This window comes from Enterobacter sp. MGH120 (genome assembly GCF_001037725.1).
GTDB lineage: Bacteria > Pseudomonadota > Gammaproteobacteria > Enterobacterales > Enterobacteriaceae > Enterobacter > Enterobacter hormaechei_C.
Map to the genome: position 1 here is coordinate 921,625 of NZ_KQ089940.1, position 15,705 is coordinate 937,329.

16 protein-coding genes are annotated in these 15,705 nt (G+C 55.3%); 11 read left to right on the forward strand and 5 right to left on the reverse strand.

Features of this window, described 5'->3' with window-relative positions; translation table 11 throughout:
• Positions 1-138: 138 nt before the first annotated feature.
• Positions 139-1,077 carry a malate dehydrogenase gene (gene mdh / locus SK54_RS04360; RefSeq protein WP_003860429.1) on the forward strand — a complete coding sequence of 313 codons (939 nt, stop codon included), beginning with the start codon at positions 139-141 and terminating at the stop codon, positions 1,075-1,077.
• Between the two features lie 51 nt (positions 1,078-1,128).
• Here mdh and degS read toward each other — a convergent pair whose 3' ends face one another.
• The 3 genes from degS to zapG form a co-directional block, all read right to left on the reverse strand.
• Complete coding sequence (gene degS / locus SK54_RS04365) at positions 1,129-2,196, reverse strand: outer membrane-stress sensor serine endopeptidase DegS (protein WP_003860430.1); 1,068 nt, start codon at positions 2,194-2,196, stop codon at positions 1,129-1,131.
• 92 nt (positions 2,197-2,288) lie between these two features.
• Positions 2,289-3,656, reverse strand: coding sequence for a serine endoprotease DegQ (gene degQ, locus SK54_RS04370; RefSeq protein ID WP_023295506.1), 1,368 nt, complete (start codon positions 3,654-3,656; stop codon positions 2,289-2,291).
• A gap of 170 nt (positions 3,657-3,826) precedes the next feature.
• Positions 3,827-4,225 carry a Z-ring associated protein ZapG gene (zapG, locus tag SK54_RS04375; RefSeq protein WP_003860432.1) on the reverse strand — a complete coding sequence of 133 codons (399 nt, stop codon included), beginning with the start codon at positions 4,223-4,225 and terminating at the stop codon, positions 3,827-3,829.
• 189 nt (positions 4,226-4,414) lie between these two features.
• Here zapG and zapE point away from each other — a divergent pair, with 189 nt between their 5' ends.
• The 10 genes from zapE to nanQ all read left to right on the forward strand — a co-directional run bounded on the left by zapE (position 4,415) and on the right by nanQ (position 13,049).
• Positions 4,415-5,539: a cell division protein ZapE gene (gene zapE, locus SK54_RS04380; protein WP_048246797.1), complete on the forward strand. Its 1,125-nt coding sequence runs from the start codon at positions 4,415-4,417 to the stop codon at positions 5,537-5,539.
• A gap of 292 nt (positions 5,540-5,831) precedes the next feature.
• Complete coding sequence (gene rplM, locus SK54_RS04385; RefSeq protein ID WP_003860434.1) at positions 5,832-6,260, forward strand: 50S ribosomal protein L13; 429 nt, start codon at positions 5,832-5,834, stop codon at positions 6,258-6,260.
• A gap of 15 nt (positions 6,261-6,275) precedes the next feature.
• Positions 6,276-6,668, forward strand: a complete 393-nt coding sequence (gene rpsI, locus SK54_RS04390; protein WP_003860436.1) for a 30S ribosomal protein S9 — start codon at positions 6,276-6,278, stop codon at positions 6,666-6,668.
• 307 nt (positions 6,669-6,975) lie between these two features.
• Entirely contained in the window at positions 6,976-7,614 is a 639-nt protein-coding gene (sspA, locus tag SK54_RS04400; protein ID WP_003860438.1) for a stringent starvation protein SspA, read from the forward strand.
• Between the two features lie 5 nt (positions 7,615-7,619).
• Positions 7,620-8,117 (forward strand): ClpXP protease specificity-enhancing factor, encoded by a 498-nt coding sequence (sspB, locus tag SK54_RS04405; RefSeq protein WP_026080566.1) that lies wholly within the window; start codon positions 7,620-7,622, stop codon positions 8,115-8,117.
• 102 nt (positions 8,118-8,219) lie between these two features.
• Entirely contained in the window at positions 8,220-9,002 is a 783-nt protein-coding gene (gene nanR, locus SK54_RS04410; RefSeq protein WP_017382717.1) for a transcriptional regulator NanR, read from the forward strand.
• A 122-nt stretch (positions 9,003-9,124) separates the two neighbouring features.
• Positions 9,125-10,018, forward strand: a complete 894-nt coding sequence (gene nanA / locus SK54_RS04415; RefSeq protein WP_017693901.1) for an N-acetylneuraminate lyase — start codon at positions 9,125-9,127, stop codon at positions 10,016-10,018.
• A 112-nt stretch (positions 10,019-10,130) separates the two neighbouring features.
• Complete coding sequence (locus SK54_RS04420; protein WP_048246799.1) at positions 10,131-11,621, forward strand: MFS transporter; 1,491 nt, start codon at positions 10,131-10,133, stop codon at positions 11,619-11,621.
• A gap of 88 nt (positions 11,622-11,709) precedes the next feature.
• A complete protein-coding gene (locus SK54_RS04425) occupies positions 11,710-12,582 on the forward strand; it encodes an N-acetylmannosamine kinase (protein ID WP_015571999.1) in 873 nt (290 codons plus the stop codon).
• Positions 12,582-13,049 carry an N-acetylneuraminate anomerase gene (nanQ, locus tag SK54_RS04430; protein ID WP_023295505.1) on the forward strand — a complete coding sequence of 156 codons (468 nt, stop codon included), beginning with the start codon at positions 12,582-12,584 and terminating at the stop codon, positions 13,047-13,049. Before SK54_RS04425 ends, nanQ begins: the two co-directional genes overlap by 1 nt.
• 89 nt (positions 13,050-13,138) lie before the next feature.
• Here the strand turns inward: nanQ and SK54_RS04435 are convergent, their stop codons facing one another.
• Both SK54_RS04435 and codB read right to left on the reverse strand, forming a co-directional pair.
• Positions 13,139-14,431 carry a cytosine deaminase gene (locus tag SK54_RS04435; RefSeq protein WP_017693904.1) on the reverse strand — a complete coding sequence of 431 codons (1,293 nt, stop codon included), beginning with the start codon at positions 14,429-14,431 and terminating at the stop codon, positions 13,139-13,141.
• Positions 14,421-15,671: a cytosine permease gene (codB, locus tag SK54_RS04440; RefSeq protein WP_017693905.1), complete on the reverse strand. Its 1,251-nt coding sequence runs from the start codon at positions 15,669-15,671 to the stop codon at positions 14,421-14,423. The genes SK54_RS04435 and codB overlap by 11 nt, the downstream gene beginning before the upstream one ends.
• Between the last annotated feature and the right edge of the window lie 34 nt (positions 15,672-15,705).

A 15,705-nucleotide genomic window follows, 5' to 3' on the forward strand; every position in this document is an offset into this window, starting at 1 on the left:
CGATAGTATTCAGGTGAAGGCGAAAGACGTGCGACCTCAAATTCTTTAGCGATGAAAATTGTAATTAATGACGTGCTGAATTATGGTCGCCGCAACGGAGTTACAGATACTTAAGTTAACCATAATAAGGAGTTTAGGATGAAAGTCGCAGTCCTCGGCGCTGCTGGTGGTATCGGCCAGGCGCTTGCCCTACTACTGAAAACCCAACTGCCTTCAGGCTCAGAACTCTCCCTGTACGATATTGCTCCGGTAACCCCAGGTGTGGCGGTTGATCTGAGCCACATCCCGACAGCTGTGAAAATCAAAGGCTTCTCCGGTGAAGATGCGCGTCCTGCGTTGCAGGGTGCCGACGTGGTGCTGATCTCCGCGGGTGTTGCGCGTAAACCGGGTATGGATCGTTCAGACCTGTTCAACGTCAACGCGGGCATCGTGAAAAACCTGGTTCAGCAGATTGCTGAAACCTGCCCGAAAGCGTGCATCGGGATCATCACCAACCCGGTGAACACCACCGTTGCTATCGCAGCAGAAGTGCTGAAGAAAGCGGGCGTTTACGACAAGAACAAACTGTTCGGCGTAACTACGCTGGATATCATCCGCTCCAATACCTTCGTGGCTGAGCTGAAAGGCAAGCAGCCAACGGAAGTGGAAGTGCCGGTTATCGGCGGTCACTCTGGCGTGACCATCCTGCCTCTGCTGTCGCAGATCCCGGGCGTGAGCTTCACCGAGCAGGAAGTGGCTGACCTGACCAAACGTATTCAGAACGCAGGCACCGAAGTGGTGGAAGCGAAGGCGGGTGGCGGTTCTGCAACCCTGTCTATGGGCCAGGCGGCGGCACGTTTCGGCCTGTCTCTGGTTCGCGCGTTGCAGGGCGAAAAAGGCGTTGTTGAATGCGCCTATGTTGAAGGCGACGGTGAACACGCGCGCTTCTTCTCTCAGCCGCTGCTGCTGGGTAAAAACGGTGTTGAAGAGCGTAAGTCTATCGGCACGCTGAGCGCGTTTGAGCAAAACGCGATGGAAGGCATGCTGGATACGCTGAAGAAAGACATTACGCTGGGCGAAGAATTCGTTAACAAGTGATCTTATCCCGGTAAAAAAAACGGAGCGTTAAGCTCCGTTTTTTTATGCCCGTCAGTTAGTGGCCGGGTATTCCTGGATGGTGACCTGAATCGTCAGCTTCTTGTCATTACGCATGACTTCAACAGGGATGATGGAGCCCGGGCGAATCTCAGCCACCTGGTCCATGGTTTCCAGCGCAGAGACCGCTGGCGTACCGTTGACGGAAAGGATAACGTCGTTCACCTGGATACCTGCGTTGGCCGCCGGGCCGCCAGGCGCCACTTCGTTGACCACAATCCCCTGGATCTGATCGATACCACCGCCCTGCGTATGCATCGGCGCGATTTCACGCCCGCCAATACCGATGTAGCCACGGATCACGCGGCCATCACGGATCAGCTTGTCCATGATCTTGGTCGCCAGCTGGAACGGAATGGCAAAGCCAATCCCTTCCGGCGTTTCGCCGTCGTTGCTCTTGTCGAAGGAGAGGGTGTTAATGCCCATCAGTTCGCCCAGAGAGTTCACCAGCGCACCGCCGGAGTTACCGTGGTTGATCGAGGCATCGGTTTGCAGGAAGTTCTGCCGCCCTGACGGGTTCAGGCCGATACGACCGGTCGCGCTGATGATCCCCTGAGTGATGGTCTGGCCCAGGTTGTACGGGTTACCGATCGCCAGCACCACATCGCCGATGTGCGGCGTGCGTTTGCGATTAATCGGGATTGTCGGCAGACCGCCCGTGGCGTTGATCTTCAGCACCGCCAGGTCGGTAAGGCTGTCCGACCCCACCAGCAGGGCTTCAAACACGCGGCCATCCTGTAAGGCGACGATAATCTGGTCGGCATCGTTAATGACGTGTTTATTGGTGATGATGTAGCCCCGGTCATCCATGATCACACCGGAACCGAGCGTGCGGATCTCCAGCTGGTTATGAGCGGAACTGTTAAGCCCGCGGTTATAGACGTTAACCACGGCGGGGGCGGCACGGCGTACCGCCTGATTGTACGTCGCAGGCGTTTCATCCGTGCTGTCGAACTGAGGAGCCGACAGTTTGTTGAACTGGCGTAAAGATGGCATAGCCACCAGCAGCAGACCGGCAACGATCAAACCAATGACAATTGAACGAAAGAGCTTTAAAAGCATGATGCGTGTGTCGTTAAAAAAGGAACGGTTTGCAGCATAACATGAGTTATCCGGACATCACACGCAGCGGCGATGTCCGGAGTCGCAAATGGTTAACGCAGTAAAATGTAGAGGGTGTCGTTGCCACGGATAATTTGCAGGGCAATGACCGCCGGTTTACTCTCCAGCACCTTACGCATTTCGGCAATAGACTGCACGCGAGTGCGGTTCACGCCCACGATCACGTCGTCCTGATGTAAACCTGCCTGCGCGGCCGGGCTGCTCTTCTCAACGGTAGTGACAGAAATGCCTTTCGTGCCGTTTTTAAGCTGACCGTCGCTCAGCGTAGCGCCCTGTAGAGCCGGGGAGATCTGTTCTGCGCTGGCGGAAGAGGAGGTGCTCTTGTCCAGCGTCACTTCCACAGTCAGCGGTTTGCCCTCACGGATCAGGCCCAGCTTCACTTTAGCGCCCGGCTCCGTGGTGGCAATACGTGATCGTAATTCAGCGAAGCTGCTCAGCGGTTTATCGTTCAGGCTGACAATAATGTCGCCGGATTTCACGCCCGCTTTCGCAGAGCCTGAGTTGGGCAGCACTTCGCTGACAAACGCCCCGCGCTGGACGTTGAGCTTAAAGGCTTTGGCGATATCGGCGCTCATCTCCATGCCTTTGATGCCCAGCAGACCGCGCTTAACCTCGCCAAACTGAATCAGCTGTTGAGATAGGGTTTTCGCCATGTTACTCGGAATGGCAAAACCAATCCCGATGCTGCCGCCGCCTGGCGCGAGGATAGCGGTGTTGATGCCGATCAGCTCGCCGTTCAGATTAAGCAGCGCACCGCCGGAGTTGCCCCGGTTGATGGAGGCATCGGTCTGGATGAAGTTTTCCAGCCCTTCGAGATTCAGGCCGCTGCGCCCCAGGGCGGAGACAATCCCGGAGGTGGCGGTCTGGCCTAAACCGAACGGGTTACCGACCGCGACGGCAAAATCACCGACGCGCAGCTTATCGGAATCTGCAATGGCGATCTGGGTCAGGTTGCTGGGGTTTTGCACCTGTAGCAGGGCGATATCACTCTGATCGTCACCGCCGATCAGTTTGGCGTCAAACTCCCGACCATCGTTCAGCTGAACGCTGATTTTATCGGCCTGGCTGATCACGTGGTTATTGGTCAGGATATAGCCCTTAGCCGCGTCGATAATCACCCCTGAGCCCAGGCCTTCAAATGGCTGAGCCTGCTGATCCGGCGCGTCTTCGCCAAAATATTTCTTCAGCTCTTCAGGAATACGCTGGCTTTGGCGTGCCGTCCCTTCCACCTGAACGCTGACTACCGCAGGCAGGACTTTTTCAAGCATCGGCGCAAGGCTGGGAATGGCTTCTTGTCCAGGCACCTGCGAAGGCAGTGCCGCACTGGCGGGGAAGGACGCCGAGAGTGATAACCCGACACTTAACGCTAAGGCGCTCAACAGCTGGTTTTTTTTCTTCATTGATGCTGACTCTCGTATCCTGGAATGAAAAAGAACGGCCCCAAAAACATCTTGATGTTATTGAATTTTCAACCGCTGAACAATGAGGTGTTTGACTAAATAATAGCTGGGGACGGGAAGAAAGGATGGGCGCATAAGGTGCGCCCGTAAAATTTATTCAGGTTGTGCGATTAATCGCGTTTTACGCCACCGCGCAGCAGGCCGGACGCGCCGTCTGAATAGTCGCGTGGCATCTGAACCGGAGCCTGATCGTTACCGGCTTCAGAATCAGCCAGACGATTGCGGAAGGGGTTGGTCTCCGCGGTCATTTCCGGCAGCAGGCTGCTGGAGCTTTTCGCCATGTGCTGGTAGAGCTGGCGATAATCTGTCGCCATGTTGTCCAGCAGCTCAGCGCTACGGGCAAAGTGGCTGACCAGCTCTTCGCGATATTCTTCCAGTTCGGCTTTGTTCTTTTCCAGTTCGTATTGCAGTGACTGCTGCTGACGCAATTTGCGGTTACCGAAACGCATGGCCACAGCACCAATGATGATGCCGACGACTAAACCGATTAGCGCATATTCCCAGGTCATGAACTTCTCCCGTTGTCTTGTTGTTCCGTAGGGTGTTGGCTCGGCTCCTGCCTGTGCCTGATTATGCCACTATAACCGCTATTTCCGCAGAAGTGGAATCCTGACGTATCATCGCGTAGTGTAGAACGGCCTTTTTTTCATCAGCCACGCGCGCTGGTGAGGTTTAACTAAAGGAATAACAACAACATCATGCAAAACCTGTCCCCTTCATCGCGTTACCAACTGGCCCTGAGCGAGGGCACACACCAGCCGGATGATGTCCAGCGTGAAGCGGTTAACCGCCTGGACACGATTTATCAGGAACTTCTGGCGAAACCCGCCGATGCGGTGCAGAGCAGTGGGCTGAAGGCGGCATTCGGCCGTTTACTGGGCAAAAAAGAGCCCACGGTGAACGCACCGGTTCGTGGCTTATATATGTGGGGCGGCGTTGGGCGGGGTAAGACCTGGCTGATGGACATGTTCTACCAGAGCCTGCCCGGCACGCGTAAGCAGCGCCTGCACTTTCACCGTTTTATGCTGCGGGTCCATGAAGAGCTGACGGCGCTCCAGGGCGAAACCGACCCGCTGGACATTGTGGCCGATCGCTTTAAGGCGGAAACGGACGTGCTCTGCTTCGACGAGTTCTTCGTTTCCGATATTACGGATGCCATGCTGTTGGGGGGCCTCATGAAAGCGCTGTTTGTGCGTGGGATCACTCTGGTGGCGACCTCCAATATCCCGCCGGATGAGCTTTATCGCAATGGTCTCCAGCGGGCGCGTTTCCTGCCGGCCATTGATGCTATCAAACAGCACTGCGACATCATGAACGTCGATGCCGGCGTCGATTATCGACTGCGCACATTAACGCAGGCACACCTGTGGCTTTCGCCGTTGAACGCCGACACAGCCCGCGAGATGGATAAACTGTGGCTGGCGCTGGCGGGAGCGCCGCGGGGTAACGCGCCAGCGCTGGAGATTAATCATCGTCCGTTGCCGACGCTTGGCGTAGAAAACCAGACGCTGGCCGTCTCGTTTGCAACGCTCTGCGTGGACGCCCGCAGCCAGCATGACTACATTGCACTTTCGCGTCTGTTCCATACCGTTATGTTGTGGGATGTGCCCGTTATGACCCCACTCATGGAGAGCGAAGCGCGCCGCTTCATCGCGCTGGTAGATGAGTTTTACGAGCGCCACGTTAAGCTGGTGGTCAGCGCCGAGGTGCCTTTATATGAGGTTTATCAGGGCGAGCGCCTGAAGTTTGAGTTCCAGCGCTGCCTGTCGCGCCTGCAAGAGATGCAGAGCGAAGAGTACCTCAAGCGTGAGCATATGCCGTAATAAATGCTCCCCTCTCCCTGTGGGAGAGGGGCTGGGGGTGAGGGCACCAGACCGCACAATACCTGACCCCGAAAAACCCATTCCAAATCACATTTAAGGGTCGATCTTTGACCTCAACTTCTCTATAATCTTGCGACCCCACGTTACGAGAAGGTTTTTTTCCCGAAACTTTCTATGTGTCGGCATGTGCTATTCGAAGGGGTAGGTTTGCCGGACTTTGTCGTGTGAACCTCAACTGACTAAACGTTTGGGTGTTCACCAACGTGTAACTTATTATTTGGGTAAGCTTTTAATGAAAACTTTTACAGCTAAACCAGAAACCGTACAGCGCGACTGGTATGTTGTTGACGCGACCGGTAAAACTCTGGGCCGTCTGGCTACTGAACTGGCTCGTCGCCTGCGCGGTAAGCATAAAGCGGAATACACTCCGCACGTTGATACCGGTGATTACATCATCGTTCTGAACGCTGACAAAGTTGCTGTTACCGGCAACAAGCGTACTGACAAAATGTACTACCACCACACCGGCCACATCGGTGGTATCAAAGAAGCGACCTTTGAAGAGATGATTGCCCGCCGTCCTGAGCGTGTGATTGAAATCGCGGTTAAAGGCATGCTGCCAAAAGGCCCGCTGGGTCGTGCTATGTTCCGTAAACTGAAAGTTTACGCAGGCAACGAGCACAACCACGCGGCACAGCAACCGCAAGTTCTTGACATCTAATCGGGATTATAGGCAATGGCTGAAAATCAATACTACGGCACTGGTCGCCGCAAAAGTTCCGCAGCTCGCGTTTTCATCAAACCGGGCAGTGGTAAAATCGTAATCAACCAGCGTTCTCTGGAACAATACTTCGGTCGCGAAACTGCCCGCATGGTAGTTCGCCAGCCGCTGGAACTGGTTGATATGGTAGAAAAACTGGATCTGTACATCACCGTTAAAGGTGGTGGTATCTCCGGTCAGGCAGGTGCGATCCGTCACGGTATCACCCGCGCGCTGATGGAGTACGACGAATCCCTGCGTTCTGAACTGCGTAAAGCTGGCTTCGTTACTCGTGACGCTCGTCAGGTTGAACGTAAGAAAGTGGGTCTGCGTAAAGCACGTCGTCGTCCACAGTTCTCCAAACGTTAATCCATTCTGCTTACGCAGAACGATTGGCGAAAAACCCGCTTCGGCGGGTTTTTTTATGGATAATGCGCAGGTTATCCACAGTAACATTTCATATATCTTCTCTTTTTCCACATTTCCGGAATCCCCTCACCACAAAGCCATCAAAATCTGGTAAACTATCATCCAATTTTCTGCCCAAATATCGGTGAATACTCGATTTTTGTTCGATTCTTGAACAATGTGTCTTCTCTGGGATGGGCGATACATCATCTGGCTGGCCCCGTTGGGCTGGTAGCAGTAAAAATTCTGAATATACCTGGAGGTTTTCATGGCTGTCGCTGCCAACAAACGTTCGGTAATGACGCTGTTTTCTGGTCCTACTGACATTTATAGCCATCAGGTTCGTATCGTGCTGGCCGAGAAGGGTGTCAGTTTTGAGATCGAGCATGTGGAAAAGGATAACCCGCCTCAGGATCTGATCGATCTCAACCCGAGCCAAAGCGTACCGACGCTGGTGGATCGCGAGCTGACCCTGTGGGAATCCCGTATCATTATGGAATACCTGGATGAGCGTTTCCCGCATCCGCCGCTGATGCCTGTTTATCCTGTTGCGCGTGGTGAAAGCCGCCTGTACATGCAGCGTATCGAGAAAGACTGGTACTCGCTGATGAACGTTATCGTCAACGGTTCCTCTTCTGAAGCGGATGCTGCACGTAAACAGCTGCGTGAAGAGCTGCTGGCGATTGCGCCGGTATTTGGTCAAAAGCCTTTCTTCCTGAGCGACGAGTTCAGCCTGGTGGATTGCTACCTGGCTCCGTTGCTGTGGCGTCTGCCAACCCTGGGCGTAGAGTTCAGCGGCCCTGGCGCGAAAGAGCTGAAAGGCTACATGACTCGCGTCTTTGAGCGCGACTCTTTCCTGGCATCTTTAACTGAACCGGAACGTGAAATGCGTCTCGGCCGAGGCTAATGACTGTGGAAATGTCACAACTTTCACCACGCCGTCCGTATCTGCTGCGCGCCTTCTATGAATGGCTGCTGGATAACCAGCTCACGCCGCACCTGGTTGTGGATGTGACGTTGCCGGGCGTGCTGGTTCCAATGGAATACGCGCGCGACGGACAGATTGTACTGAATATTGCGCCACGCGCAGTGGGTAACCTGGAGCTGGCGAACGACGAAGTGCGCTTTAATGCGCGCTTCGGCGGCGTGCCGCGTCAGGTTTCCGTGCCGCTGGCAGCTGTGCTGGCTATCTACGCCCGTGAAAACGGTGCGGGCACCATGTTTGAGCCGGAAGCGGCTTATGATGAAGAGGTTGCCAGCCTGAATGATGATGAGGCATCCGATGAACGCGAAAGCGACACGGTAATGTCTGTCATCGATGGCGATAAACCCGATCATAATGATGACACCGATCCGGATGACGAGCCACCACCACGCGGTGGTCGTCCCGCACTGCGCGTTGTGAAATAAACAAACAGGCCCGACGGGCCTGTTTTGCTTTCCGTCCCTTTTCGCCCCCTCTAATTTCCTGTGTTATGATGAACTGTTTTCCTTCAATGGCACCGGACTGCAATGAAACCGACTGATCTTAAAGCTGAAAACTCTGATGAAACCATTGGTCGCAGCCTGCGCCGTCGGCCGCTGGCGCGCAAAAAACTGTCTGATATGGTGGAAGAAGAGCTGGAGCAGATGATCCGTCGGAAGGAATTTGCCCAGGGAGAGCAGTTACCCTCCGAGCGCGAACTGATGGAGTTCTTCAACGTGGGTCGCCCCTCGGTGCGCGAAGCGCTGGCGGCGCTAAAGCGTAAAGGGCTGGTGCAGATTAACAACGGTGAACGTGCCCGCGTAACCATGCCGTCTGCCGATACCATCATCAGTGAATTGTCGGGAATGGCGAAAGACTTTCTGACCCAGCCCGGCGGTATTGCCCATTTCGAGCAGCTTCGCCTGTTCTTTGAATCCAGCCTCGTTCGTTATGCCGCAGAATATGCCACTGACGATCAGATTGCGCAGCTCACGAAAGCCCTGGAGATCAACAGCCAGTCCCTGGATGACAACACGCTATTTATTCGTTCCGATGTCGATTTTCACCGCGTGCTGGCGGAGATCCCCGGCAATCCGATCTTCAATGCGATCCACGTTGCGCTGCTAGACTGGTTAATTGCGGCGCGTCCTAAAGTACCGGACGCAGAGCTTTATCAGCATAATGAAGTCAGCTATCGCCAGCATATCGCAATTGTGGATGCGATCCGCCGCCGGGATCCGGATGAAGCGGATCGGGCGTTGCAAACTCACCTTAACAGCGTCTCCGCCACCTGGCACGCTTTCGGCCAGCATTCAAAAGCCAAAAAATAACGATCCTTTAGTGAAGCAGATCGCAATATAAGCGTTCTGTATTCTACTGCTGCTTAATTGATCTGGTATAACAGGTATAAAGGTATGTCGTTATAACAAACACACGATCGATTGAGGTAACTATGGCAACGCAATTACGCGGCGTAATGGCCGCACTCCTGACCCCGTTTAACTCTGAGCAGATGCTGGATAAAGAAAGCCTGCGCCGTCTGGTGCGGTTCAATATTGAACAGGGTATCGATGGGCTGTACGTCGGCGGTTCAACGGGAGAGGCCTTTGTACAGAGCCTTTCGGAACGAGAGCAGGTGATGGAGATTGTGGCGGAAGAGGCGAAGGGGAAAATCACGCTCATCGCCCATGTTGGCTGCGTCAGCACGGCGGAAAGCCAGCAGTTAGCCATGGCCGCCGCCCGCGTCGGTTTTGACGCTGTGTCCGCCGTCACACCGTTTTACTATCCCTTTAGCTTTGAAGAACATTGCGACCACTATCGTGCAATTATTGACTCCGCGGAGGGGTTGCCGATGGTGGTTTATAACATCCCTGCGCTAAGCGGCGTTAAGTTAACGCTGGATCAGATCAACACGCTGGTAACGCTGCCCGGCGTCGGCGCGCTGAAGCAAACCTCCGGCGATCTCTTCCAGATGGAGCAGATCCGTCGTGAACATCCGGATCTGGTGCTCTACAACGGTTATGACGAGATCTTCGCCTCCGGCCTGCTGGCCGGCGCGGACGGGGGGATCGGCAGCACCTACAACATTATGGGCTGGCGCTACCAGGCGATCGCTAAAGCGGTTCGTGAAGGGGATAACGCCACCGCACAGCGCCTGCAAAGCGAATGCAACACGGTGATCGATCTGCTGATTAAAGCCGGGGTGTTCCGTGGTCTGAAAACGGTTCTGCACTATATGGACGTGGTATCCGTGCCGCTGTGCCGTAAGCCGTTTGCCCCTGTGGATGAAAAATTCGTGCCAGCGCTGAAAGCGCTGGCGGAGCAGCTAATGGCGGAAAAACGCTAACGCATAGCCGGGGGCGCTTCGCCTTATCCGGCCTACAAAAACATGCTACGTAGGCCGGATAAGGCGCAGCCGCCATCCGGCAAAACGACAGAGAAATCGTCGGGAGAGTGAAATGAGTAAGTCTACCCAAAGCATCCCGTGGTACCGCCATCTTACCCGTCCTCAGTGGCGCGCCTTCTCCGCCGCCTGGCTGGGATATCTGCTTGATGGCTTCGATTTTGTATTGATAGCCTTAGTCCTGACAGAAATAAAAAGCGAGTTTGCCCTGACGACAGTGGAAGCGGCGAGCCTGATTTCGGCGGCCTTTATATCGCGCTGGTTCGGCGGCCTGCTGCTGGGCGCCATGGGCGACCGCTATGGCCGCAAGCTGGCGATGATCACCAGCATCGTGCTCTTTTCCTGCGGTACGCTGGCCTGCGGTTTTGCGCCGGGTTACGTCACCCTGTTTATCGCCCGCATGGTGATAGGCATGGGGATGGCGGGGGAATATGGCTCCAGCGCAACCTATGTGATTGAAAGCTGGCCAAAGCACCTGCGCAACAAGGCGAGTGGTTTTCTGATTTCCGGTTTCTCCGTCGGCGCCGTGGCTGCGGCCCAGGTCTACAGCCTTGTCGTGCCCGTCTGGGGCTGGCGGGCGCTGTTCTTTATCGGCATTCTGCCCATCGTCTTTGCCCTGTGGCTGCGGAAAAATATTCCGGAAGCTGAGGACTGGAAAGCGAAGCACGAAGGCAAAGCCCCGGTGCGCACCATGGTTGATATTCTGTATCGCGGCAAATACCGCGTCATCAATATGGCGATGACGCTGTTTGCCGGTACGGCGCTGTGGTTCTGTTTTGCAGGCGAACTCAACAACGCGGGGCTGGTCGTTATTCTCGGCCTGCTTTGCGCCATCGTCTTTATCAGCTTTATGGTGCAAAGCAGCGGTAAACGCTGGCCGACGGGCGTCACGTTGATGGTTGTCGTGCTCTTCGCCTTTCTCTACTCCTGGCCGATTCAGGCGCTATTACCCACTTATCTGAAAACCGACCTGGCCTATGATCCGTCAACGGTGGCGAAGGTGCTGTTCTTTAGCGGCTTCGGTGCGGCGGTAGGCTGCTGCGTGGGTGGTTTTCTCGGTGACTGGCTTGGCACCCGCAAGGCCTATGTCTGTAGCCTGTTGGCCTCACAGCTCCTGATTGTTCCCGTCTTTGCGATCGGCGGCGCCAATGTCTGGGTGTTGGGCTTGTTACTCTTTTTCCAGCAGATGCTGGGGCAGGGGATCTCCGGGATCTTACCCAAACTCATCGGCGGCTATTTCGATACCGACCAGCGTGCGGCGGGTCTGGGCTTTACCTACAACGTTGGCGCGTTGGGCGGCGCGATTGCCCCGGTGATTGGCGCGCTGCTGTCGCAGGATATGGCGCTGGGCACGGCCCTGGGATCGCTCTCCTTTGGCCTGACGTTTGTGGTGATCTTGCTTATTGGTCTGGATATGCCCTCCCGCGTTCAGCGCTGGATCAGGCCAGAAGCCCTGCGTACGCATGACGCTATTGACGGTAAACCTTTCAGCGGAGCCGTCCCGTTTGGCGGTGATAAAAGCGCTTTAGCGAAAAGCAAAAGTTAATCCGCTTGCCCGGACCTGTACCGGGCACATTCGTAAGGGATGAGGTATGTCACAACGGGATAAAAACATTTCCGAGCGGGGCGGTGCTATGACGACACTGGCGATAGACATAGGTGGAACTAAACTTGCCGCCGCCCTGGTGGATGACGGTTTACAGATCCACGCGCGACGCGAATGCCCTACGCCCGCCAGTAAGACGCCTGACGCACTGCGTGAGGCGCTGGCTGAGCTGGTCAAGCCGTTACAGACCCAGGCAACGCGTGCGGCCATTGCCTCAACCGGAATCATTCAGGACGGCAATCTGCTGGCGATTAACCCGCAAAATCTCGGAGGATTGCACCATTTTCCGCTGGTGCAGACGCTCGAAGACATTGCTGGTTTGCCGACCCTGGCGATCAATGATGCTCAGGCTGCGGCATGGGCGGAATATCACGTTAGTGCGAAGGAAATTAAAGACATGGTATTCCTGACTGTTTCAACGGGCGTGGGGGGCGGCGTAGTCAGTAACGGGAAACTCGTGACCGGAAGCGGCGGACTGGCTGGGCATCTTGGGCATACGCTCGCCGATCCAAACGGCCCGCAATGCGGCTGTGGTCGCGTGGGGTGCGTGGAAGCCATCGCGTCTGGTCGCGGTATTGCCGCCGCAGCCAGGGGAGAGCTTGCAGGATGCGATGCAAAAACGATTTTTGCGCGCGCGGCAGAGGGAAATAAACAGGCGGCGGAACTGGTCCAACGTTCTGCACAGGTACTTGCGCGGCTTATTGCCGACACGAAAGCGGTGATGGACTGCCAGCGCGTGGTGATTGGCGGCAGCATCGGGCTGGCAGGAGGGTATCTGGCGCGGGTCCGCGCGTATCTTGAGGAGCATCCTTCTGTTTATCACGTTGAATTAACCGCCGCGCACTATCGACACGATGCGGGCTTACTGGGCGCGGCGCTGTTAGCTCAGGGAGAAAGATGATGTTTTTTGGTGAGATTCGGACGCTTCCCTCCACGGGGTTGCATCCCGTTCTTCTGGAGGCGCTAACCCTCGCGCTGGCTGCCCGTCCGCTGGAAAAAGCGGCAGGACGTTATGAGCTTCGCGGTGAGGATATCTTCATGAACGTGATGACGTTTGCCACGCAGTTTCCAGACCAGAAGAAAGCGGAACTGCATGAGCAATATATTGATATCCAGGTGTTATTGACGGGAGAAGAGCGCATCCTCTTTGGCGTGACGGGCTCGGCACGCCAGCGTGAAGATTTTCATCCTGAAGAAGATTATCAGTTGTGCAGTGAGATTGCAGGTGAACAGTGTGTCACCCTCCGGCCGGGGATGTGCGCCGTATTTATGCCGGGAGAGCCACATAAGCCAGGATGCGCAATCCTTGAGCCAGGCGAGATAAAGAAAGTCGTGGTGAAGGTACGCGCCCGCTTGCTGGATACGTAGTTTATAGGCCTGATGGCGCTTCGCTTATCAGGCCTGCGGGCATAACGTAATTTGCAGGCCGGATAAGGCGCAGCCGCCATCCGGCAATGTTATTCGATATTCTGGCGCTTAAACGTCACCGCTTCCGGCTGCGTCAGGTGCAAGGTTGTCTGGCTGGGCACCGTCTCGGCAATCACCTTGCCGTGGCGAACAGAGTATCGTGCCGGCGTCTGGCGACGAACTGCATCAAACCCATTCTCTGCCGGGAGAATCACCAGGTTTGCTGTATTCCCAACGAGCACGCCATAGTCCTGCAAATCGAGCGTTTTCGCGCTGTGGGTAGTGATCAGGTTAAGCCCATCATTTATTTGCCCGTAACCCATCAGTTGGCAAACGTGCAGCCCCATATGCAGAACCTGAAGCATATTCGCGGTTCCCAGCGGATACCACGGATCGAAAACGTCGTCATGACCAAAGCAGACGTTGATCTCCGCTTCCAGCATTTCTTTGACGCGTGTGATGCCTCGGCGTTTGGGATAGGTATCGAAACGGCCCTGCAAATGCGTGTTAACCAGCGGGTTTGCCACGAAGTTAATGCCTGACATTTTTAACAGGCGGAACAGTCGGGACGTATACGCGCCATTATAGGAGTGCATCGCCGTGGTATGGCTGGCGGTCACGCGTGAACCCATTCCGTCACGATGTGCCAGTGCGGCAACGGTTTCAACGAAGCGCGATTGTTCATCATCAATTTCATCACAGTGGACATCGATCAGTCGGTCGTACTTTCTGGCCAGGGAAAACGTTTTATGCAGCGACTCAACGCCATATTCACGCGTAAATTCAAAGTGGGGGATTGCGCCGATGACATCCGCCCCTAAACGCACGGCTTCCTCAAGCAGTTCTTCACCGTTCGGATAAGAAAGAATGCCTTCCTGCGGGAATGCCACAATTTGCATATCGACCCACGGGGCGACTTCCTGCTTCACCTCCAGCATGGCTTTCAGTGCCGTAAGGGTGGGGTCCGAGACGTCAACGTGTGTACGTACGTACTGAATGCCGTTGGCGATTTGCCACTTCAGGGTCTGCATCGCGCGAGTTTTAACGTCTTCGTGGGTAAGCATCGCCTTGCGTTCGGCCCAGCGCTCGATTCCCTCGAAAAGCGTGCCGGACTGGTTCCAGTTCGGTTCACCCGCCGTTTGCGTTGTATCCAGATGGATATGCGGCTCGATGAAAGGAGGGATAACCAGCCCGCATTCGGCGTCCAGCACCTGACCGACTGGCGCAGAGGCGGTTTCCTGAGGATCGATACGGCTGAAGCGTCCGTCCTCAATCGTGATTTGCCATAAACCCTCTTGCCCCTGCAAACGGGCCTGACGGATAGTGAGGGAATTATTCTGCATGGGAAACCTCCGAAGGATTAGCAAGGGTACGTTTGGCGAATGGGTTTAACACCAAATAGCTGAAGACGCCACCCAATACTGCGTTAACGGGGACAATTCCCGGAATGTAGTGCCCGGCAGCAACACCCAGGGCGACCGAGAAAATGGCAATCCAGTTAACGGACACAAATTTTGCGTGGTCGAAGCTGGCATAGCGGCGGCGATTAATCAGGTAGTCGGCGATAATCACCCCGCCAACCGGCGGAATCGCTGCCGACAAAAAGGTCAGCCAGCCAACGAAGTTGTTGTATAGCCACAGCGCGCACAGCGTACCGATAATGCCATTAACCACCGACAGCGTACGGCTGGAAAGGCCAGTAATATTGGCGAAACCCAAACCAGAGGCGTACAACGCGTTGTCATTGGTGGTCCAGATATTCAGGCCAAGAACGACAATGGCCGGCAGCAGCAGTCCCTGGGCGATCATCACGTCAGAAATATCGGCCTGTCCTACGGCGGCAGCGCCTGCCGCACCGAAGATAAACATCAGCGAGTTGCCAAGGAAAAATGCCACCATCGCCACCAGAACGGCACCTTTGGCATTGCGGCCAAAGCGGACGAAGTCGGCGGTCAGCGTGCCTGCGCTGATAAACGAGCCTACAACCAGCGCCAGCGCGCTGGAAAAGTTGAGCGGCGTCTGCGGCACAATGGATTTGAGGTGGTCCAATCCTCCCACGCCGTCCACCGCCAGCCAGACGGAGTAGCTACCCAGGATGACGATAGCGGGTACGGCGATGATGGATAAAATCGTCAGTGCAGAGATGCCAAAAAAAATGGTTAACGTCATCAACAGGCCGGAAACCGCAATCAGGATGTTCACGTCGATGCCCGTGGCTTTACTCACCGGGATGGCAAACATCGCTACGCCGACGCCAAACCATCCTACCTGCGTACCGCCTAAAAGCATGGAGGGAAGCCAGGAACCTTTTATACCGAACGAGTAACGCGCAAGAAGATGGGTTGAGAGGCCGGTTTTTGCGCCAATGTAGCCAAGAAAAGCAGTGTAAATACCGAGGAGGAGATTGCCGAAGAGAACTGCGAGGAAGAAATCATTATAGGAAAGACCGGTACCGAGCGTGCCTCCGGTCCACATACTGGCGGAAAAAAACGTTAACCCTAACATCACAAAAGTGAGTGGAACCACGCCTTTCCGCGCCGCCAGAGGGACGGGGCCCTGGCTATAATTGTTATCTTGCGACACAATGCCTCCTTGAATTTTGGCCAAAAAATCCGCC

Bases quoted from the DNA above. Each gene is read 5' to 3' on its own strand.
- nanA (WP_017693901.1), top strand. From the start codon at position 9,125: ATGGCAACGCAATTACGCGGCGTAATGGCCGCACTCCTGACCCCGTTT.
- degQ (WP_023295506.1), bottom strand. From the start codon at position 3,656: ATGAAGAAAAAAAACCAGCTGTTGAGCGCCTTAGCGTTAAGTGTCGGG.
- degS (WP_003860430.1), bottom strand. From the start codon at position 2,196: ATGCTTTTAAAGCTCTTTCGTTCAATTGTCATTGGTTTGATCGTTGCC.
- sspA (WP_003860438.1), top strand. From the start codon at position 6,976: ATGGCTGTCGCTGCCAACAAACGTTCGGTAATGACGCTGTTTTCTGGT.
- SK54_RS04435 (WP_017693904.1), bottom strand. From the start codon at position 14,431: ATGCAGAATAATTCCCTCACTATCCGTCAGGCCCGTTTGCAGGGGCAA.
- mdh (WP_003860429.1), top strand. From the start codon at position 139: ATGAAAGTCGCAGTCCTCGGCGCTGCTGGTGGTATCGGCCAGGCGCTT.
- SK54_RS04425 (WP_015571999.1), top strand. From the start codon at position 11,710: ATGACGACACTGGCGATAGACATAGGTGGAACTAAACTTGCCGCCGCC.
- nanQ (WP_023295505.1), top strand. From the start codon at position 12,582: ATGTTTTTTGGTGAGATTCGGACGCTTCCCTCCACGGGGTTGCATCCC.
- zapE (WP_048246797.1), top strand. From the start codon at position 4,415: ATGCAAAACCTGTCCCCTTCATCGCGTTACCAACTGGCCCTGAGCGAG.
- zapG (WP_003860432.1), bottom strand. From the start codon at position 4,225: ATGACCTGGGAATATGCGCTAATCGGTTTAGTCGTCGGCATCATCATT.
- rpsI (WP_003860436.1), top strand. From the start codon at position 6,276: ATGGCTGAAAATCAATACTACGGCACTGGTCGCCGCAAAAGTTCCGCA.
- SK54_RS04420 (WP_048246799.1), top strand. From the start codon at position 10,131: ATGAGTAAGTCTACCCAAAGCATCCCGTGGTACCGCCATCTTACCCGT.
- nanR (WP_017382717.1), top strand. From the start codon at position 8,220: ATGAAACCGACTGATCTTAAAGCTGAAAACTCTGATGAAACCATTGGT.
- rplM (WP_003860434.1), top strand. From the start codon at position 5,832: ATGAAAACTTTTACAGCTAAACCAGAAACCGTACAGCGCGACTGGTAT.